An 18244-nucleotide genomic window follows, 5' to 3' on the forward strand; every position below is an offset into this window, starting at 1 on the left:
CGCTCCCTTCGTTTCTCCGGTTGTCAGCCCGGACACGCCGCGAGACCGTCCCCAGGTTGACACCGGAACCTTCCGGTCGGAACGCGGGTATCAGGGACATGATCCGAAGAATCGCCGTGCTACTGGGCGCGTTGTCCCTCCTGTACGTCCCGCTCCCGGCGACCGCCGGAGGGTTCGCGTCCACCGAACTCGACCCGATCCCCGAGATCCGGCCCGGCGTCGCCTACACGATCGGCTACTGGGTGCTGGCGCTGGGCACCGAGCCCGTCACCGACGAGGCGTTCGGCGAGACCACCCTCCGCTTCAGCCGCAACGGGGAGCGCCACGACTTCACGGGCGCCCGGCTCGCCGAGCCCTCCCACTACGCCACCTCGATCATCCTGCCCGCGGGGGAGTGGAAGGTCGAGGCGCTGCTCGACTACTACGGGCACGACGACATCGGCACGCTGACCGTGCCGGGCGGCCTGGTGCTCTCGACGCCCGAGTACGAGCCGATGCGGGTGGCCGACATGCCCGACCCGTGGGGCGCGATCAAACCGCCGGGCCACCCCTGGGGCACCCCGTTCCGGCCGGTCCCGGGCGTGACCCCGATTCCGACGACCATGCCGGCGGCGGCTCCCGCAGCTGGACCGGAGACGCCTGGCTGGCCCTACGCGCTGGGCGGGCTCGCGGTGGCCGGCGGCCTGGTGCTGCTGCTCAGAAGAAGGCCCGCCCGCCGCGAGCCGGAGGAGGTCTTCGTCATCCGCTGAACGTCAGGCGTCTTCCAGCGGCAGCAGCACCCGGAAGTTGGTGCGCCCCGGCTCGGAGGTGACCCGGATGTCGCCGTGGTGCTTCTTCACCACGATCCGGTAGGAGATGTCGAGGCCCAGCCCGGTCCCCTCGCCGACCGCCTTGGTGGTGAAGAACGGTTCGAAGATGTGCGGGCGGACCTCCGGGGGGATGCCGTGCCCGGTGTCCTCGACGTCGACCGCCACGTTGTCGCCGTCGCGGCAGGTCGAGATCGTCAGCGTCCCGGAGCCGTCCATGGCGCCGATCGCGTTGTCGATCAGGTTGGTCCACACCTGGTTCAGCTCGGCCGCGTAGGCCGGGATGGGCGGCAGCGCGCGGTCGTAGTTCTTCACCAGGCGCACCCCCTCGGGGATCTTCGCCTGGAGCATGGTCAGCGTCGCGTCGAGCAGGTCGTGCACGTCGACCGTCTGGTGCGGGGCGCGGTCGAGCTGGGAGTACTGCTTGGCGGCGGAGACCAGGCCCGAGATGCGCGAGACGGCGTCGTCGATCTCGCCCATCAGGAGCTCGGTGTCGATGGTGTACGTCAGCCACCGGATCGCCCCTTCGAGGTTGCCCTCGCCGACGCACGCCTCGACGGTCTCCAGCCACTCGGCGTCGATGCCGCCGGCGACCAGGGTGGGCGCGATGTCCCACGACCCGGCGATGTCGTGGTCGTCGAGCCAGTCCTCCAGGCCGCTCTCGGCGTCGGAGGTCTGCAGGGCGGTCAGCTCGGGCGCGGAGGCGGCCCGCTTGACCGCGATCTCCTGCAGCTCGACCAGCTTGTGCAGGCGGCCGCCGTCGATCTTCCCGTCGGCGATCATGCCCAGCTTGTGGCGCATCCCGGCCACCCGTTCCCGCAGGATCGAGGTGGCCCGGACCGCCGCGGCGGCGGGGTTGTTCAGCTCGTGGGTCAGCCCGGCCGACAACGCGCCGAGGGCGAGCAGCCGCTCCCGCTCCCCGACCACGGTCTGCGTGGTCTGCATGCCGACGAACAGGCCCTCCAGCAGGTGCATCGCCATCGGGAACCACGACCGCGTCCACTGGGCGAAGGAGTCGGCGGGGATCTCGTACATGGTGACGTCGGTGAGGGCGAGCATCGAGTTGTTGTACGTCTGCTCGCCCGGCGTGCCCATGTAGGCCTGGGTCGCCCCGCCGTAGGCGCCGCGCTGGTCGCTGCGGAGGAACTCGACGTCGTCGCCGCGCACGCGACGGTTCAGCGTGACCGTGCCGTCGAGGAGGACCACGAAACACGTCGCGGGGCGGCCCTCCTCGTACACGAGGGCGCCGGCCGGGTAGTGGACCGTGACGCCGCAGTCGGCGATCAGCCGGAGCTGGTCGTCGTTGAGCGACTCGAAGAGGAACAGGCCGCGGAGGTCGTCCGGGGTCAGAAGGTCGCTCATTGCGCCTCCAGATAACGGTGGATGAGGGAGACGGCCATGGCGCCCTCGCCCACGGCGGAGGCGACGCGTTTGACCGAGTCGGAGCGCACGTCGCCCGCCGCGAAGACGCCGGGCATGCTGCTCTCCAGGTGATAGGGGTCGCGCGGCAGGGCCCACCCGGCGGGCCGCTGCCCGCCGCTCAGCAGGTCGGGGCCGGTCAGCACGAAGCCGTGCTGGTCACGCTGGACGACGGAGTCGAGCCACGCCGTGCGGGGCTCGGCGCCGATGAAGATGAAGCACCACGTCGTGTCGGCGACCCGGATCTGGCCGGTGCGGGTGTCGCGCAGCGTCAGCCGTTCGAGGTGCTCGTCGCCCTCGGCCTGGCAGATCTCGGTGTTCGGGTGCACCTGGATCGTCGGGTGGGCGGCGATCTGCTTGATCAGGTAGTTCGACATCGACCGTTCGAGGTTGTCGCCGCGGATCAGGATGTGCACGCGGGCGGCGTACCGGGAGAAGTAGACCGCCGCCTGACCGGCCGAGTTGGCGCCGCCGACGATGTAGACGTCCTGGTCGAGACACGAGGGGGCCTCGGTGGACGCCGAGCCGTAAAAGACGCCCCGGCCGGTGAAGCCCTCCAGGCCGGGGGCCTGCAGCATCCGGTAGGAGACGCCGGTCGCCAGCACCACGGTGTGGGCGGCGATCGAGGTGCCGTCGTCGAAGCGCAGCACCCGGGTCGACCCGCCCGCCTCCAGCGCGACCGCCTCGCGGGCGCTCAGCAGTTCGGTGCCGAACTTGAGCGCCTGCCGGCGGGCCCGCTCGGTCAGCTGCGCGCCGCTCACCCCGTCGGGGAAGCCCAGGTAGTTCTCGATGCGGCTGCTCTGCCCGGCCTGCCCGCCGGTGGCCCGCTGCTCGATCAGGACGGTACGCAGCCCCTCGGACGCCCCGTAGACCGCCGCGCCCAGCCCCGCCGGGCCCGCCCCGACGACCACCAGGTCGTAGAAGTCGCTGGCCGGGGTGGTCGTCAGGCCCACGTGGGGGGCCAGGTCCATCTCCGACGGCTGCACCAGCGACTTGCCGTCGGGCGTCACCACCAGCGGCACGTCGTTCTCGGTCAGCCCGGCGGCGGTCAGCAGGCGGCGGCCCTCGGGGTCGTCGGCCAGCAGCCACCGGTAGGACACCAGGTTCCGGGCCAGGAAGTCGCGCACCGCCCACGACTCGGCCGACCACCGGTGCCCGACCACGCGGATCTCGGTCGCCGGCCGGTCGGGGGTGGCGATCCAGGCGTCGAGCAGCGCGTCGATGACCGGGTAGAGCTTCTCCTCCGGCGGATTCCACGGCTTCAGCAGGTAGTGGTCGACGTCGACCAGGTTGATCGCGTCGATGGCCGCTTCGGTGTCGGCATAGGCGGTCAAAAGAATGCGCCGGGCCAGCGGAAAGAGATCCATGGCCGCTTCGAGGAACTGGATGCCGTTCATCTGGGGCATCCGGTAGTCGGCCACGAGGACCGCGACCTGCTCCCCGCGCAGCTTGATCTCCCGCAACGCCTCAAGGGCCGACTCGCCGGAGTCGGCCCGCACGACGCGGTAGCGGTCGCCGTAGCGCCGCCGCAGGTCACGGGAGACCGCGCGGGACACCGCAGGGTCGTCGTCCACCGTCAGGATCGCCGGATTCGCCATATGCCCCATAAAAACACGCTCGGAGGGTCATTGCTTCCAACGTACCTTCCAAGGCGTTTGGTAAGGGCGCTGACCTGGGGATTCTTCGCGAATGGAGCGTGTGCTGAGATTCCCTGAGACGGCCTTGCCGGGCGAGGTCCACTTCGTCGTGGTCGGTGATAGACCGGCCGGGCAGACCATGGGGGAGTTCCGGCCCACGGGGGAGATCCCCGTCCCCGAGGACGTCGAGCTGGCCTACGTCGCCGCGACGACCGAGCGGCTGGCCGAGGTGCCCGAGATGACCGGCCTGCGGCTGAGCGGCGTCTGCGACGACGACCTGCGGCTGATCGCCAAGCGCTCGTCGCTGCGCGACCTGGCGGTGACCGGAAAGTTCACCGACGAGGGGGTCCGCGCGATCCAGGGGCTCACCACCCTCGAAAGCCTCGAGTTGTGGTCGCCCGAGATCACCGGCGACGTGCCGCTGCCCGAGAACAGCGCGCTGATCAAGGTGAAGCTCGGCGGGTCGTCGATCACCGACGCCGCGTTCGGTCACATCGCCCGCACCTCGGCCGCGGTGGTCGGCGTCTCCGGGGGTGAGGTACGCGGCCACGGCCTCGGCGCCCTCGGCAGCATGACCGGGCTGCGTTACCTGCGGCTGGGCACCGAGAACATGGAGAAGGGCTGCCTGTGGCGGCTCGGCTCGACCGAGTCGCTGGCCATCCTGTCGCTGGCCGGCCCGGTCGACTGCGAGGCGGTGCTCTCGTTCGCGCCGCCGCTGAAGGAGATCGACCTCGACCACGTCTCCCGGTCCGACTGCGCCCGCCTGCTGTTCCACGGCCTGGCCGTCAACGGCCTGGCGGGTCCGCCGAAGCTGGCCGACGCGTACGCGCGCATGCTGACCGGCCCCGACCGGCCCTCGCGGGTCGCGCCCCGGCGCCGGATCGTCACCGGGGAACGCGACCTCGCGTCACTGGTCATGGGGCCGGCTCCGGTGCTCCTCACCTTCACCGGAACCGACTGCCTGGCCAGCGAGTGGATCACTCCCGTGATCGACCGCATCGTCGCCGAGTACGACGACGAGCTGATCGGCGCGGTCGTCGACGTCGAGACCGCGATCGGCGCGGCCGCCTCGGTCGGCGTCGACCGGACCCCGACCGTCATGCTCACCCGCAAGGGCCAGGAACTGCTGCGTCTTCCCGGGATCAGGTCGCACGCCGAGCTGATCCGCCGGGTGACCGACACCCTCGGGCTGCCCATGCCGGGCGAGAAGTTGTTCCCGAAGGAGAACCGTGAGCCGCTCCTGGGCTCCGCCTGAGCGGCCCACGCCGGTACACGATCAGATCTCCATCTTGTCCTCGATGGACCGCAGGTGGTGCCGGGCCATCGCGAGGTTGGCCCGGTTGCGGTCGAGGGCGAGGTAGAGGAACAGGCCCTTGCCGCCCCGGCCGGTGATCGGGCGGATGATGTGGTACTGGCCGGACAGGGTGATGAGGATGTCCTCGATCGCGTCCTTCAGGCCCAGGCTGTCCATCGTGCGGAGCTTGGCCTTCACGACCTCGGTGTTGCCGGCCCCGGCGATCTGCAGGTCGAGGTCCTTCGAGCCGCCCAGCACGCCCAGGCTCATGCCGCTGTTGTAGTCGACCACGGCGGCGCCGATAGCGCCGTCGATCGCCATCATCTCCTTGAGGGAGATGTCCATGTTCGCCATGTCGGGTCTTCTCCTGTCATTCGCGTTCGACGATGGCGGCGATCTTCGCCGCCGTCTTCCTGCCCTCGATCCGGAGCAGCCCGAGGTTGGCCCCCGGGACGGCCAGCACGGTGAGGACGAGCTTGGGGCCCGCGGCGTAGTGGGCGGTGAAGCCGCGGGTGGCGGAGATCAGGGTCTCCTCGAGTTCGCCGATCCTGGTCAGATCGGTCATCCGGCGGCTCATCGAGAGCACGGCCGAGGTGAGCGCCGCGGTCTGGTCGACGTTCTCCGCCAGGTCGGCGGAGACCAGCATGCCGTCGACGGTGCAGGTGAGGACGCCGGTGATCTCGTTCGTCCGGCCCCTGAGGAGCAGCATCTCCTCGTGGATCTCGCGGCGCAGGTCCATCGGGATGCCCCTTCCGGCCCGTTTGAGCCACGGGCGGGTGATCACTGGAAGGCCTCCAGCGCGTTCCGCAGCCTGATGAGCAGATTCACGTCCGTCGGGTCTCCGCTGATCTCGGGATAGGACGACTGCGCCCGCCGGCCACCCCCGTCTCCGGGCAGCCCGCGGGGAGCCGCACCCGCCACGCGCTTGGGGAGATCGGGCGGCTTCTCCGGGGGCGGCGGCTCCGGACACTCCAGGAGACCCGCCGCGGCCATCTCGCGGACCGCCAGCAGCGTCGGGTACGCCGGCCGTCCGATCCGCTTGGCCAGTTCGGCGGGCGTGGTCTCGGCGTCCGCGTTGAGCAGGATCTCCCACTGGAGCGCGGTCAGCACCACGTGCTGCGAGCGGAGGCGGCGCACCGGCACCACCGGGCGGCTGTCGAGTTCGGCCGATGGCCAGGCGCGGTCCAACCGGGCCCTCCTGCGGTGACATTCCCGGAAGAGGCCCGGCACGTCGAAGAACCAGTGGATCCCCAGCCAGTGCCGGTCGCCCTCGCGGAACTTGGGCTTCGGCACGGTCGCGCCGAACAGGAAGAAGGAGGCGTCCAGGGTCGCCCCGAGAACGCACAGCTGCAGCTCGCCCCGGCTGAGCACACCCCGCCGGACCAGCAGGTCGCCGCCGTCGGCGGTGGCCGCCGCGGTCTGGCGGGCCGTCCGCATCCCGCTGAGGGAGAGCCGGCCGGAGGCCGTCAGCAGCTCCTCGACGGTCGGGGTCCGCGCGCACTCGACGTAACAGATCCGGCCCTTGCTCAGGTAGACGGTGCCGCTCCGGCCCGCTTTCAGGGCGCCGGTCGCCCTGCTCTCCGCGAGGTCGGAGAGCATGTCGTCGATCGGCACCGGTCACGACGCGATCAGTTCGTGGGAGATGCTGTCGAGGCGCCGCCGCGCCAGGGCCAGGTTCGCCCGGTCGCGGTCGAGCCGCACGCAGATCAGCAGCGGGCCGTCCCACATCGTCTCCATCGGCTTGATGAGCTGGTAGCCGTGGTCGGTGGTGATGATCAGATCGTCGATCCGGACCGTTCCATCGGGGGATGACAGGGCCAGCCCGTCGAGCGTGGCGCGGAAGGTCTCGCTCAGCCCGACCGCCGACCGCTCCGGGTCGGGCAGGCCCTCCATCGCGAGCGCCGTCCCGCTGGTGTGGTCGACCAGGATGGCGCCGAGCGCTCCCGGGATGGCCATCGCCTCGGACAGGCAGTCTTCGATGCCGATCACCCGCAACTCCTCATCCGGTTACCCCCGCCAAGTGGTGGGTTCAAACCTTAGAGAAATCAGGGAATCACTCAGCGAAACACCGCGTGTTGTCTTGTTTCCTGACATAGAGACTTTGTCAGTGGAAGGAGGAATCTGATACCCGGTGCAAGCCGTGTTGCAAAATGGATGAGGTGGAACGCATTCTCGTCAGCGCCTGCCTGCTGGGCCGCCGCGTCCGCTACGACGGCGGCGCCAAGACCAGCGACGACGCCGTCCTCGCAGGCTGGAAGGCCGAGGGCCGGCTGGTCCCGTTCTGCCCCGAGGTCGAGGGCGGGCTCCCCGTGCCCCGCCCCCCGGCGGAGATCGAAGGCGGCGCGGGCGGCGCGGCGGTGCTCGCCGGAGCGGCCCGCATCCGCACCCCCGACGGCCACGACGTGACCGCGCACTTCCTCGAAGGCGCCCGCCAGTGCCTCGCGGTCGCCCGCTCGTTCGGCGTGCGGATCGCCATCCTCAAGGAGGGCAGCCCGTCGTGCGGCTCCCTGCGCATCTACGACGGGAGCTTCCGCGGCCGCGTGCTGCCGGGCGAGGGCGTGACGGCCGCCCTCCTGGTCGCCAACGGCGTCGAGGTCTTCGGCGAAGACCGCATCGCCGACGCCGCCGCCCGGCTGTCGGATCTCAGCGGGTGAGCAGCTCGACCACGCCCGCGGCGCCCTCGCCGGCGTGGCCGGCGATCTCGTACGCGGCGGGCGCCATGGCGGTCAGCCAGTCGACGAGCAGCGGGGCGAACTCCTTCGGCGCGAGATCCTCCCCGCGGAGCAGCGCGAAGGCGTGGGAAACCCGGCGAACATCCCGGTCATCGCGCTCAGCAGCGCCACGTCGAAGAGGGCGCGGGATCCGCTGTAGAGGACGTAGCCGCCCGAGTCCGGCACGCCGATCATCGGCGGCACCGCCATGATCCCGCCGTCCAGGAAGCGGGCGCCCCGGCCCTGGGCGGGCGTGCCGGTGGTGAGGTTGACCAGGTCCTTGCCGGTCAGATCCACGTCGGCCAGGGCTTCGCCGACCGAGGCGTCGTCGAGCAGGCAGACGACCACGAGATCGCCCGCGGCCACCGCGTCGACTCGCTCGACAAGGCGCTTTCCCCGCTGGGGGACTGGGGGCGGGAGCACGTGCTCGGCCGTCGACCGGTCGGCCGCGCGGCCGGTCGCCGCCGGGTGCGGCGGGAGGCCGCGACGGCGGGCGGGGCCGCAGTAGGCGGAGCCGTGACGGAAATCAGAGGTCCGCGCCGATGATGGCCTTCTCGTCGGGGCGGTGCACCAGCACGTTGTCGATGTAGCTGCGGACCGCCGCCGCCAGGCCGACGTCCTTGCCGGCCGCCTCCGACAGGAACCAGCGGTGTTCCAGCACCTCGTGGAACAGCTGGGCGCGTTCGAGCTTGCGGTGCAGCTCCGGCGGGATCGCGTTTATCACCGGCTGGTAGACCTCGGCCAGCCAGCGGTGGGCCACTATCGCCTCGTCCTCGTGGCGCAGGCCGTGGGTGACGGTGAAGGAGTCGAGGTCGTTGAGCAGGCGGCGGGCCTGGTTCTCCTCGACGTCCAGGCCGGTCAGGCGCAGGAGGCGGCGCTGGTGGTGGCCGGCGTCGACGACCTTCGGGCGCACGATCAGGCGGCCGGTGCCGGCCTTGCGGCGGACCATCATCTCGGCCACGTCGAAGCCGAGGGTGTTGAGGCGGCGGATGCGCTGGTCGACCTTGTGCCAGTCGACCTCCTCGATGATCTCGTCGGAGTTCAGCTCGTCCCACAGGCGGTGGTAGCGCTCGACGATCTGCTCGGCGAACACGAGCGGGTCGATCGAGGGGTGCAGCAGGTCGCCGGCCTCCAGGTCGAGCAGTTCGCCGTAGATGTTGATGTGGGCGACCTCGATGTCATGGTGGCGCTGGCCCTCGCTGATCATCGGGTGCAGCTCGCCGGTCTCGGCGTCCACCAGGTAGGCGGCGAACGCGCCCGCGTCGCGGCGGAACAGGGTGTTCGACAACGAGCAGTCGCCCCAGTAGAAGCCGGTCAGGTGCAGCCGGACGATCAGCACCGCCAGGGCGTCGAGCAGCCGCTCCAGGGTCTCCGGGCGCAGGGCGCCCGACAGGACCGCCCGGTACGGCAGGGAGTACTGCAGGTGGCTGGTGATGAGGGCCGAGTCGAGGCGTTCGCCGGTCTTGCTCTCGCGGCCGGTCACCACGGCCACCGGTTCGACCGACGGGGTGTCGAGCCGGTTGAGGTCCCAGAGCAGGCGGTACTCGCGTTTGGCGTACCGCTCGCTGATCTCCTTGATGGCGTACACGGTGCCGTTGATGCGGGTGAACCGGACGACGTGCCGGGAGATGCCCCGGGGGAGGGCGACCAGGCGGTGCTCGGGCCACTCTTCGAGGGGGATGTCCCAGGGGAGCCGGATGAGATCGGGATCCGAAGGGGCGCCGGTCATCTGAAGTGGCACCTGGTTGCTCCTACTTTGGGGGGACCTATGCGATTAAGTGTCGCGGATGTCAGGTCATTCGTGGCGAGCGGGGTCGGGGGTAAGGTCGCCGCATGACGCTGCTGGACGAGTTCGTCGACTGGTATCTGAAGGACAATCCGGTGCGGGCGACCCTCCTCGGGGCTCCCGGGTTCGACCACACACTGGGCGACTTCAGCGAAGAGGGCTTCATCCGCCGCGAGCGCGCCGCCGAGTTGTGGCTCGACCGCCTCTCCAACGCCGATCCCGGGCCCTCGCCCGACGACCGGATCGACCACGAACTCGCCCTCTCCCATCTGCACGGCGAGGTGCTGACCGCCCGCTGGCCCGAGTGGCGGCGCACGCCGGCGCCCTACCTCGACACGATCTTCGCGGCCATGTTCACCCCGTTCCAGCAGCGGTTGTCCCCGGAGCCGGAGCTGGTCGAGGCGGCCGTCGCGCGGCTGGGCGAGGTGCCCGCGGTGCTGGCCGCCTGCCGGGCCAACCTGTCACCCGACCTCGCCGCCGAGCTCCTCGTCACCCGGGGGCTGGGGCAGGCCCGCACCGGCCGGCGGTTCCTGACCGAGACGCTGCCCGCGCAGGTCGGCGACCCCGCGCTGCGCGCCCGCCTTGCGGCGGCGGCCGAACCGGCCGCGCAGGCCTTCGACGACGTGGTCGCCTTCCTGGAGAACTTCACCGCGCGCGGCAGCTGGCGGATGGGCGAGGAGCTCTACTCGGGCCTGCTGCGCGAACGCGAGATGCTCGGCTACGGCGCCGCCGAACTGCACGCCAAGGGCGTGGCCGAATGGGAGGCGCTGAACGCCCGCATGAACGAGGTGGCCGGCAAGCTCGGCTTCGACGCCTGGCGGCCCGCCATGGAGTCGCTCATGGACGACCACCCGCCCACCCTCGAAGCCATGCGCGCCGAATACGAGGCCGAGACCGAACGCGCCCGGCGTTACGTGCGCGACCGCGACCTGGTCACCTTCCCGCCGGGCGAACACTGCCAGGTGCTCCCGTCGCCGGAGTTCCAGCGGCCGATCATCGCGGTCGCCAACTACCTGGCGCCCCCGCCGCTGAGCACCGCCCGCGAGGGGGTGTTCTTCGTGCCGTACACCCCCGACGACTTCACCGAGGAGCAGGTCAGGCAGCGGCTGCGCACCAACTCGCGGCCGCAGATGCCCTCGATCGCGGTCCACGAGGCCTACCCCGGGCACCACTGGCACCTGGCCCACATCGGCGAGAGCTCCCGGCGCATCCGCAAGGTGTTCCGCACGCCCTACTTCGTCGAGGGCTGGGGCCTCTACGTCGAGAAGCTCATGTGGGAGCAGGGCTACTACGACACCCCGGAGACCGAGCTGGCCCACCTCGACTGCCGCATCTGGCGGGCCGCCCGCATCGTCGTCGACACCGCCCTGCACTGCGGCGAGATGTCGATCGAGGAGGCCGAGACGTACATGTCGACCAAGGCGTCGTTGTCGCCCGGCACCGCCAAGGGCGAGGTGAACCGCTACTGCGCCTGGCCGACCCAGGCGCCCAGCTACCTGACCGGCGCGATCGAGATCGAGAAGATCAGAGACGAGTACACCGGCGACCTGAAGAGCTTCCACGACCGCCTCGCCGGGAGCGGCGGCCTGCCCCTCGGGCTGGCCCGCAAAGCCGTGCTCGGCTGAACGCGGCGACGGCGTGGCGCGTACCCTCCGGCGTGACAGCATCCGTAGACCTCGCGTTGCTGCGGAGCGACGCCCACAGCCCGTCCTACTTCGCCCTGCGGCGCGGGGCCGCGGGTGACGACCTGGTCGACTTCTGCATCCCGTGCAACCCGTACTTCCCGACCACGGCGATGTTCGACGACCTGCGGGCCAACCTGGTCGACGTGCTCAAGTACTACCCGAGCGACGCCGAGACGATCACCAAGGAGCTGTGCGACACCCTCGACCTGAACCCTTCCACGATCGCGATGGGCAACGGCTCGACCGAGCTGATCACCTGGCTCGACCACCTGATGGTGCGCGAGAGCCTGGCCGTGCCGGTGCCCACCTTCGGCCGCTGGACCGACCAGCCGCTGGAGACCGGCAAGCGCTGCGACATGTTCCCGCTGCTGGAGTCGCAGCGCTTCCGGCTCGACGTGGAGAGCTACGTCAGGTTCATCCGGGAACGTGGGTCGCGGGTGGCGGTGATCTGCAACCCGAACAACCCCGACGGCGGCTACCTGCCCCGCCACGAGGTGGTCCGGATGCTCGACCGGCTGACCGACCTCGACCTGATCGTGGTCGACGAGTCGTTCATCGAGTTCGTGGACGCCGAGCCGTCGGCCAGCGTCGCCGACGAGGCGGTCATCCGGCCCAACGTGGTGGTGCTGAAGAGCCTCGGCAAGAACTTCGGCCTGCACGGCGTGCGCTTCGGCTACCTGGTGGCCAACCCGCAGATCGCCGGCCTGGTCCGGCGCGTGCTGCCCAAGTGGAACCTCAACTCCTTCGCCGAGGTCGTGGTCTTCATGCTGAAGGCCCACATGAACGAGTACCGGCACAGCCTGCGGCTGGTCGCCCACGACCGCGAGATGATGATCCGCCAGCTCGCCTCCCTCACGGGTCTGACCGTGTTCCCGTCGCAGGGCAACTTCGTGTTGTGCAAGCTCCCCGAGGGCCGCGACGGCCGCGAGCTGCGCGACTACCTGATCCGCGAACACGGGGTCTACATCCGCGAGTGCGGCAACAAACTGGGCTTCAACAGCCGCTTCCTGCGTCTGGTCGTGCGCCCGCACGCCGACGTCCAGCGCCTGCTCGCGGGCATGTACGCCTACCTCTGCGCCGACCCGGAACCCCCGCGCCGGGGCCGGAGGAGGGCCCCGGAGATCGAGCCGGCCCCGATCTACCGGCTGCCGGGCAGCGTGGCGTGAACGGTCATTTACCCCTTATCAGGTGGTGTCGCATCATCGAGGAATGATCGGCACGTTCTTCCGGCAGCACGTGCTGCCGTGGACGCTCAGCGGCCTGGCCCTGCTCGGCGTCGCCGCCTGGTTGTACGCCGACCACACCGCGTTCGCGCGCCGGTCGGTCGTCGCCACCGGCACGGTGACCGAGCTCCAGCGCGGCGGGGTGCAGTACAGCCATGACGGGCAGCCGAGCATGGAGTACCACGGCCGGGTGAGCTACCTGGTCGACGGCGTCGAAGTGGTGAGCCGGATGTTGCTCGTCTACTGCTCGACCGCCCCGTGCGACCCGCCTCCGGTCGGCTCGGCCGTCACGGTGGCCTACGACCCGGAGCAGCCGGGCCGGGCCGTGCGTTCCTCGCCCGACGGGCTGCCGAGGTGGCCGAAACCCAACCTGGTCAGCGTGGGCCTGGTGGCGTTGGGCCTGCTGTCCCTGGCCGCGGTCGTGATCAACGTGGTCTGGATCTGGCCCGTGCTCCGCGCCCGGCCGGTCAAGCCGGGCTGACCCCGGGCCGGCCGGGGTCCGCTCGGCGTGCCGCTAGCCGGCGCAGCCCGGGACCGCGTTCAGCGGGGCGCAGTTGTCGGGGGTGTTGTCGCGGACGCCCGAGCGGTGCAGCGTCACGGTGCCGCCCGGCAGTTCGAGGACGCCGCCGCCCGCGCCGATCGACTTGTTCAGCCGGACCCAGGTGTCGCGCAGCGTCGTGGTGCCGGCGCTGGCGATCCCGCCGCCCGTCAGGGAGGCGCTCAGATTGCCGTTGACGGAGCTCCGAAGCACATGGGAGGTGTGGCCCGCGGCGGTGTAGAGGCCGGCGCCGTGGTCGTTGACCGCGTTGCCGATCACGGTGCTGTCGATGAGGTGCAGGGCGCCGGCGTTGTGGAGGCCGGCGCCGTTGCCGCCCAGGGCCAGATTGGCGGCGAAGACGGAGTTGCGGACCGTGGCGCGGCCGGTGTTGGCCAGGCCGGCGCCGTTGCCGATCTGGGCGAAGTTGCCCGCCACCGAGACCCGCAGCAGGTTGAGCTTGCCCGCGTTCCTGATGCCGGCGCCGTCGCCGCTGCCGAGGAGGCCGTTCAGCACGAACACGTCCTCGACGGTCAGGTCGCCGGTGGGGGTGACGTCGAGGATGCGGAACGGGACCGACGACTGGGCGCGCTTGATCGAGGTGTTCGCGCCCTTCAGCGTGATCCGGCCGCTGATCGCCGGGAGCGGCGTGGTCAGGTTGTACGAGCAGCTCGGCGCCAGCCTCAGCACCGCCGCGTTCGTGTTGGCCGCGATGACGGCGTTGTGCAGCGCGCTGACGCTGCACGGCACCCTGATCGTGTTGATCGGGTTCGGCGCGGCGGCGGCCGGCGTCTGCGCGGCCGAGACCGCCACCCCGGCGACGATCGCGGCATTGACGAGCAACCTCATCGTGTCCCCCTTTTGGCGAGTAGATCCGCAGGTCATTCGACCAATGGGGATCCCGCCCCGAAGGGACGACGATCAGGCGTTGCCCGAACCCTTACCCGCCCTTGCGATCACCGCGACCAGTTCGTCCTCGGTGAGGACGCGCGGCGTGCCGACGCCGAGGGCGCGGACGTACACCTCGCACAACCACTCCAGCAGCCGGGTCGCCTCGAACGCCTCCTCCAGCGTGCGGCCGATCGAGACGCTCCCGTGGTTGGCCATCAGCGCCGCCTGCCTGCCCTCCAAAGCGCGCACGACGTTGGCGGCGAGTTCGGGGGTGCCGTAGGTGGCGTACTCGGCGACCCGGACCGTGCCGCCGAGCAGCAGGGCGTTGTAGTGGATCGCCGGGAGTTCGGTCAGGGTGGTGGCGACCACCGTCCCGAACACGGAATGGGTATGGACCACCGCGCCCGCGCCGGTCGCCCGGTAGAGCGACAGGTGCATCGGGGTCTCCGACGACGGCGCGCGCGATCCCGAGACGAGCTCGCCGTCGAGGGTCAGGACCGGGCAGTCGTCGGGGGTGAGGGCGTCGAGGGCGACGCCCGACGGGGTGACGGTGACCAGGTCGTCGGCGCGCACGCTGAGGTTTCCCGAGGTGCCGATGACCAGGCCGAGGGAGGCGGCGCGGTGGCCGTACCGGCACAACTCCTCTTGGAGCTCCTTCATGGCGATCACATTATCTTGCAGCCGGTCTATACCAGTAGCCCCCTTATAGGGCATAAGATGCGGTAAAGCTCGGGTGTAAAGAGGGGATCGTCCTATGTTTAATATCCCCCATAAGCAGGCAAAACGCCGCGATCGGCACACAGACCATCGCGGTCACGTCACAGGTTGGTCTAGACCGACCCCGACACCTTGACGATGCTTGGGCCTCGCTCGTACGTTCACGAACGTTTAGGAAACTTTCCTAATTGATCCCCCCGGTATCAGGAGAGTTGGATGACCATCACGCCCCGTGACATCACGCGCCGTCAGCTGCTGGCCCGCGTCGGACTGACCGCCCTCGTCGCCGGTCCTTTTCTGAGCGCCTGTGCCACCGGTGGCGGCGGCTCCGAGGCGGCCGCCCCCTCGGCCCCGGCCCCCTCGGCCGGCGGCGCGAGCGCCTCGGCGAACAACCCCTTCAACGTCAAGGCCGACGCCCCGCTCGAAGTCGTCATCTTCAAGGGCGGCTACAGCGACGAGTACGCCACCCAGTCGCACGAGCCCCTCTACAAGAAGGCGTTCCCGGGCGCGACGATCAAGCACCAGGGCATCCAGACCATCGGTCAGACCCTCACCCCGCGCTTCGCCGGCGGCGACGTGCCCGACGTGGTCAACAACTCCGGCACCGACAACCTCGACGGCGGCGCCCTGATCAACGCCGGTCAGCTGCTCGACCTCACCCCGCTGTTCGAGGCCCCGAGCGTCGACGACCCGAGCAAGAAGGTCAAGGACGTCATCGTGCCCGGCACGATCGAGTCGGGCCTGGGCGGCGACCCCGCCAAGCCGTACACGCTGAACTACGTCTACACCGCCTACGGCCTCTGGTACGACGCCAAGCTCTTCGAGAAGGAGGGCTGGACCCCGCCGAAGACCTTCGACGAGTTCAAGACCTTCGCCGAGGCCGCCAAGGCCAAGAACATCGTGCCGTTCGGCTACGCCGGCAAGAACGCGTCCTACTACGCCTACTGGATGATCCTGATCTCGGCCGCGAAGATCGGCGGCAACAAGATCCTCCTCGACATCGACAACCTGGCCGACAACGCCTGGAACAACGACGCCGTCAAGCAGGCCGCCGCCGCGTGGGCCGAGATCGGCAAGTTCATGGACCCGGCGTACGAGGGCCTCATCCACACCGAGGTCCAGACCCAGCAGAACCAGGGCAAGATCGCGTTCTACCCGTCGGGCTCCTGGCTGGAGGCCGAGCAGGCCAAGGACACCCCCGAGGGCTTCGAGTACGGCATGGTCCCGACCCCCTCGGTCACCACCGCCGACGCGATGCCCTACGAGGCGATCCGCGCCGCCGCCGCCGAGGGCTTCATCGTGCCCTCGAAGGCCAAGAACGCCGCCGGCGGTCTGGAGTACCTGCGCCAGATGCTCTCGAAGCAGGGCGCCCGCGACTTCACCGAGAAGACCAAGTCGCTGACCGTCGTCATCGGCGCCACCGAGGGCCTGACCCTGTCGCCCGGCCTGACCTCGGTCGCCGCCGCGCAGACCGCCGCCGGCACCAACGTGGTCACCTTCTCCTCCTTCGAGGGCTGGTACAAGGAGCTCGAGACCGAGCTGCGCAAGCAGACCAACGCCCTGATGTTCGGCCGCATCAGCGCCGAGGAGTTCGCCACCAAGATGCAGGAGGCGGCCGACAAGACCAAGGCCGACTCCTCGATCATCAAGCAGACCCGGAACGTGTGACCCATGCGGCGTGGCCGGCTGACGCCGGGCGCGGTCAGGAAGTGGGGCTTCATCGCCTCCTTCCTGGCCGCGCCGCTGGCGATCTACATCATCTTCTTCGTGAGTCCCAACCTGCAGGCCCTGCAGCTCGCGTTGACGAACTCGCGCGGAATCTCCCCGGACTTCCAGTACGTCGGGCTCGATAACTTCACCCGGCTGTTCGAGGACGACGTCTTCTGGGCCGCGGTCCGGCACCACGGGTTGATCCTGCTGGTCATGCCGCTGGTCACGATCGCGATCGCGCTGTTCTTCTCGTTCCTGCTCAACCTCGGGGGCGGGCAGAAGAACGGGCAGCTGAGCGGCGTGTGGGGGTCGTCCTTCTACAAGGTCGTCTTCTTCTTCCCGCAGGTCCTCGCCGTCGTCATCGTCGGCGTGTTGTTCCAGGCGGTGCTCAACCCGCAGAAGTCGGGCATCCTCAACAGCGTCCTGGGCTGGTTCGGGATCGACCCCGTCGGCTGGCTGATCAAGCCCGACCTCGCGCTCTGGACGATCATCGGAGTGATGGTCTGGCAGGGCGTCGGCTTCTACGTCGTGCTGTTCAGCGCCGGCATGGCCGGGGTGCCCAAGGAGATCTTCGAGGCGGCCGCCCTCGACGGCGCCAACCGGTTCACGCTGTTCTTCAAGGTCACGCTGCCGCTGGTGTGGAACACCGTCCAGGTCGGCTGGGTCTACCTGGGCATCGCGGCGTTCGACGCCTTCGCGCTCGTCCAGGTGCTCTCGATCGACCGAGGCGGGCCCGACAACGCCACGACCGTGCTGCCGCTGGAGATCTTCCGGCAGACCTTCACCTACTACCGGTTCGGCTACGCGTCCGCGATGGGCGTCGCGCTGGTCTTCCTGGTGCTCACGTTCGCGGCCCTCACCCTGCGGGTCACCCGGCGCGAGAGGATCGAGTACTGATGAAGACCGAGACCGCGCCCGCCGTCCCGCAGGTGCGCCGCGCGGAGCGGCCGAAGGCCGGGAAGCAGTCGGCCGGGCTGCTCGGCGGCGTCTCCCACGTCATGCTCGTGCTCTGGACGATCCTGACGGTGACCCCGATCCTCTACACGTTCCTCAACTCGTTCAAGACCAACACCGAGATCTTCGGCGACAGCCCGCTGGCACTGCCGCAGCAGTGGGGCTGGGGCGCGTGGGGCCGGGCGTGGGAGACCTCGCGCATCGGCGAATACCTGGTCAACACCGTCATCGTGGTGGCCTTCTCCACGTTCTTCACGATGCTGCTCGGCTCGATGGCGGCCTACGTGCTCTCGCGGTACGACTTCCGCGGCAACCGTCTCATCTACACCCTGTTCGTGGCCGGTCTGTCGATCCCGCCCTTCCTCGCGCTGTCGGCCCTCTACAAGGTCGTCGACAACGTCGGCCTGCTGGGCACCCACACCGGGGTCGTGCTGGTCTACGTCGCCTACTCGATGCCGTTCACGGTGTTCTTCCTGACGGCGTTCTTCAAGACGCTGCCGACGACGGTCGCCGAGGCCGCGATGATGGACGGCTGCGGCCACGCCCGCACCTTCTTCCAGATCATGTTGCCGATGGCCAAACCCGGCCTGATCAGCATCACGATCTTCAACGTGATCGGCCAGTGGAACCAGTACCTGCTGCCGATCGCGCTGCTCCCGGGCGACAAGCAGGACAAGTGGCTGATCACCCAGGGCATCGCGAACATCTCGACCAGCGCCGGCTACGAGGCCGACTGGGCCGGCCTGTTCGCCGCGTTGTCGATGGCGATCATCCCGATCCTGATCGTCTACGTGATCTTCCAGCGTCAGATCCAGACCGGGTTGACGGCTGGGGTGGGCAAGTAGCGAGATGCGGCCGGCCGAAGGCCGGCGGCAT

At 69.8% G+C, this 18244-nt stretch carries 18 protein-coding genes and 1 pseudogene; 9 read left to right on the top strand and 10 right to left on the bottom strand.

Annotated elements, in window-relative coordinates:
- The first annotated feature begins 98 nt into the window (after positions 1–98).
- Positions 99–749, top strand: a complete 651-nt coding sequence (locus AW271_RS31885; RefSeq protein WP_157554837.1) for a hypothetical protein — start codon at positions 99–101, stop codon at positions 747–749.
- Between the two features lie 3 nt (positions 750–752).
- Here the strand turns inward: AW271_RS31885 and AW271_RS31890 are convergent, their stop codons facing one another.
- Positions 753–2168 carry an ATP-binding protein gene (locus tag AW271_RS31890; protein WP_062341323.1) on the bottom strand — a complete coding sequence of 472 codons (1416 nt, stop codon included), beginning with the start codon at positions 2166–2168 and terminating at the stop codon, positions 753–755.
- Positions 2165–3823 (bottom strand): NAD(P)/FAD-dependent oxidoreductase, encoded by a 1659-nt coding sequence (locus AW271_RS31895; RefSeq protein WP_062341324.1) that lies wholly within the window; start codon positions 3821–3823, stop codon positions 2165–2167. The genes AW271_RS31890 and AW271_RS31895 overlap by 4 nt, the downstream gene beginning before the upstream one ends.
- 100 nt (positions 3824–3923) lie before the next feature.
- Between AW271_RS31895 and AW271_RS31900 the strand changes: the two genes are divergently transcribed.
- Positions 3924–5117 (top strand): thioredoxin family protein, encoded by a 1194-nt coding sequence (locus AW271_RS31900; protein ID WP_157554839.1) that lies wholly within the window; start codon positions 3924–3926, stop codon positions 5115–5117.
- A 21-nt stretch (positions 5118–5138) separates the two neighbouring features.
- Here AW271_RS31900 and AW271_RS31905 read toward each other — a convergent pair whose 3' ends face one another.
- From AW271_RS31905 to AW271_RS31920, 4 genes are read right to left on the bottom strand one after another with little or no spacing between them, the layout of a single operon-like run.
- Positions 5139–5510, bottom strand: coding sequence for a hypothetical protein (locus AW271_RS31905; protein ID WP_062341326.1), 372 nt, complete (start codon positions 5508–5510; stop codon positions 5139–5141).
- Between the two features lie 16 nt (positions 5511–5526).
- The gene (locus AW271_RS31910; RefSeq protein ID WP_232320214.1) at positions 5527–5940 is read right to left on the bottom strand and encodes a roadblock/LC7 domain-containing protein; all 414 of its coding nucleotides are present in this window, start codon (positions 5938–5940) and stop codon (positions 5527–5529) included.
- Positions 5937–6770, bottom strand: coding sequence for a hypothetical protein (locus tag AW271_RS31915; RefSeq protein WP_062341327.1), 834 nt, complete (start codon positions 6768–6770; stop codon positions 5937–5939). Before AW271_RS31915 ends, AW271_RS31910 begins: the two co-directional genes overlap by 4 nt.
- A 3-nt stretch (positions 6771–6773) precedes the next feature.
- Positions 6774–7145 carry a hypothetical protein gene (locus tag AW271_RS31920; RefSeq protein ID WP_062341328.1) on the bottom strand — a complete coding sequence of 124 codons (372 nt, stop codon included), beginning with the start codon at positions 7143–7145 and terminating at the stop codon, positions 6774–6776.
- Positions 7146–7315: 170 nt separating this feature from the next.
- On the opposite strand from AW271_RS31920, the gene AW271_RS31925 reads away from it, so the two are divergent.
- Positions 7316–7810, top strand: a complete 495-nt coding sequence (locus AW271_RS31925; protein WP_062341386.1) for a 2-thiouracil desulfurase family protein — start codon at positions 7316–7318, stop codon at positions 7808–7810.
- Here AW271_RS31925 and AW271_RS31930 read toward each other — a convergent pair.
- Positions 7809–8239: pseudogene (locus AW271_RS31930) on the bottom strand (imine reductase family protein); the annotation flags it as partial. The gene AW271_RS31925 and the pseudogene AW271_RS31930 sit on opposite strands and share 2 nt — an antisense overlap.
- Before the next feature lie 154 nt (positions 8240–8393).
- A complete protein-coding gene (locus tag AW271_RS31935) occupies positions 8394–9608 on the bottom strand; it encodes a DUF4032 domain-containing protein (protein ID WP_218008234.1) in 1215 nt (404 codons plus the stop codon).
- Between the two features lie 92 nt (positions 9609–9700).
- Here AW271_RS31935 and AW271_RS31940 point away from each other — a divergent pair, with 92 nt between their 5' ends.
- From AW271_RS31940 to AW271_RS31950, 3 genes are read left to right on the top strand one after another with little or no spacing between them, the layout of a single operon-like run.
- Positions 9701–11278 carry a DUF885 domain-containing protein gene (locus AW271_RS31940; protein WP_062341331.1) on the top strand — a complete coding sequence of 526 codons (1578 nt, stop codon included), beginning with the start codon at positions 9701–9703 and terminating at the stop codon, positions 11276–11278.
- A gap of 32 nt (positions 11279–11310) precedes the next feature.
- Positions 11311–12504 carry a pyridoxal phosphate-dependent aminotransferase gene (locus AW271_RS31945; RefSeq protein ID WP_083977541.1) on the top strand — a complete coding sequence of 398 codons (1194 nt, stop codon included), beginning with the start codon at positions 11311–11313 and terminating at the stop codon, positions 12502–12504.
- A 43-nt stretch (positions 12505–12547) separates the two neighbouring features.
- The gene (locus AW271_RS31950) at positions 12548–13042 is read left to right on the top strand and encodes a DUF3592 domain-containing protein (protein ID WP_062341332.1); all 495 of its coding nucleotides are present in this window, start codon (positions 12548–12550) and stop codon (positions 13040–13042) included.
- A 33-nt stretch (positions 13043–13075) separates the two neighbouring features.
- Here the strand turns inward: AW271_RS31950 and AW271_RS31955 are convergent, their stop codons facing one another.
- Positions 13076–13945 (bottom strand): hypothetical protein, encoded by an 870-nt coding sequence (locus AW271_RS31955; protein ID WP_062341333.1) that lies wholly within the window; start codon positions 13943–13945, stop codon positions 13076–13078.
- A gap of 72 nt (positions 13946–14017) precedes the next feature.
- Positions 14018–14647, bottom strand: coding sequence for a class II aldolase/adducin family protein (locus tag AW271_RS31960; protein WP_157554841.1), 630 nt, complete (start codon positions 14645–14647; stop codon positions 14018–14020).
- A 273-nt stretch (positions 14648–14920) separates the two neighbouring features.
- Between AW271_RS31960 and ngcE the strand changes: the two genes are divergently transcribed.
- The 3 genes from ngcE to AW271_RS31975 are packed head-to-tail and all read left to right on the top strand — an operon-like array spanning position 14921 to position 18213.
- The gene (gene ngcE, locus AW271_RS31965) at positions 14921–16372 is read left to right on the top strand and encodes an N-acetylglucosamine/diacetylchitobiose ABC transporter substrate-binding protein (RefSeq protein WP_062341334.1); all 1452 of its coding nucleotides are present in this window, start codon (positions 14921–14923) and stop codon (positions 16370–16372) included.
- Between the two features lie 3 nt (positions 16373–16375).
- Positions 16376–17311, top strand: coding sequence for a carbohydrate ABC transporter permease (locus AW271_RS31970; protein WP_062341335.1), 936 nt, complete (start codon positions 16376–16378; stop codon positions 17309–17311).
- Complete coding sequence (locus AW271_RS31975) at positions 17311–18213, top strand: carbohydrate ABC transporter permease (protein WP_062341336.1); 903 nt, start codon at positions 17311–17313, stop codon at positions 18211–18213. The genes AW271_RS31970 and AW271_RS31975 overlap by 1 nt, the downstream gene beginning before the upstream one ends.
- Positions 18214–18244 lie beyond the last annotated feature (31 nt).

This window comes from Herbidospora sakaeratensis (assembly GCF_001570525.1).
GTDB lineage: Bacteria > Actinomycetota > Actinomycetes > Streptosporangiales > Streptosporangiaceae > Herbidospora > Herbidospora sakaeratensis.

What these genes read in the sequence shown, in the direction of transcription:
- AW271_RS31885 (WP_157554837.1), top strand. Translation starts at nt 99, where the DNA reads ATGATCCGAAGAATCGCCGTGCTACTGGGCGCGTTGTCCCTCCTGTAC.
- AW271_RS31890 (WP_062341323.1), bottom strand. Translation starts at nt 2,168, where the DNA reads ATGAGCGACCTTCTGACCCCGGACGACCTCCGCGGCCTGTTCCTCTTC.
- AW271_RS31895 (WP_062341324.1), bottom strand. Translation starts at nt 3,823, where the DNA reads ATGGCGAATCCGGCGATCCTGACGGTGGACGACGACCCTGCGGTGTCC.
- AW271_RS31905 (WP_062341326.1), bottom strand. Translation starts at nt 5,510, where the DNA reads ATGGCGAACATGGACATCTCCCTCAAGGAGATGATGGCGATCGACGGC.
- AW271_RS31940 (WP_062341331.1), top strand. Translation starts at nt 9,701, where the DNA reads ATGACGCTGCTGGACGAGTTCGTCGACTGGTATCTGAAGGACAATCCG.
- AW271_RS31950 (WP_062341332.1), top strand. Translation starts at nt 12,548, where the DNA reads ATGATCGGCACGTTCTTCCGGCAGCACGTGCTGCCGTGGACGCTCAGC.
- AW271_RS31955 (WP_062341333.1), bottom strand. Translation starts at nt 13,945, where the DNA reads ATGAGGTTGCTCGTCAATGCCGCGATCGTCGCCGGGGTGGCGGTCTCG.
- AW271_RS31960 (WP_157554841.1), bottom strand. Translation starts at nt 14,647, where the DNA reads ATGAAGGAGCTCCAAGAGGAGTTGTGCCGGTACGGCCACCGCGCCGCC.
- ngcE (WP_062341334.1), top strand. Translation starts at nt 14,921, where the DNA reads ATGACCATCACGCCCCGTGACATCACGCGCCGTCAGCTGCTGGCCCGC.
- AW271_RS31970 (WP_062341335.1), top strand. Translation starts at nt 16,376, where the DNA reads ATGCGGCGTGGCCGGCTGACGCCGGGCGCGGTCAGGAAGTGGGGCTTC.
- AW271_RS31975 (WP_062341336.1), top strand. Translation starts at nt 17,311, where the DNA reads ATGAAGACCGAGACCGCGCCCGCCGTCCCGCAGGTGCGCCGCGCGGAG.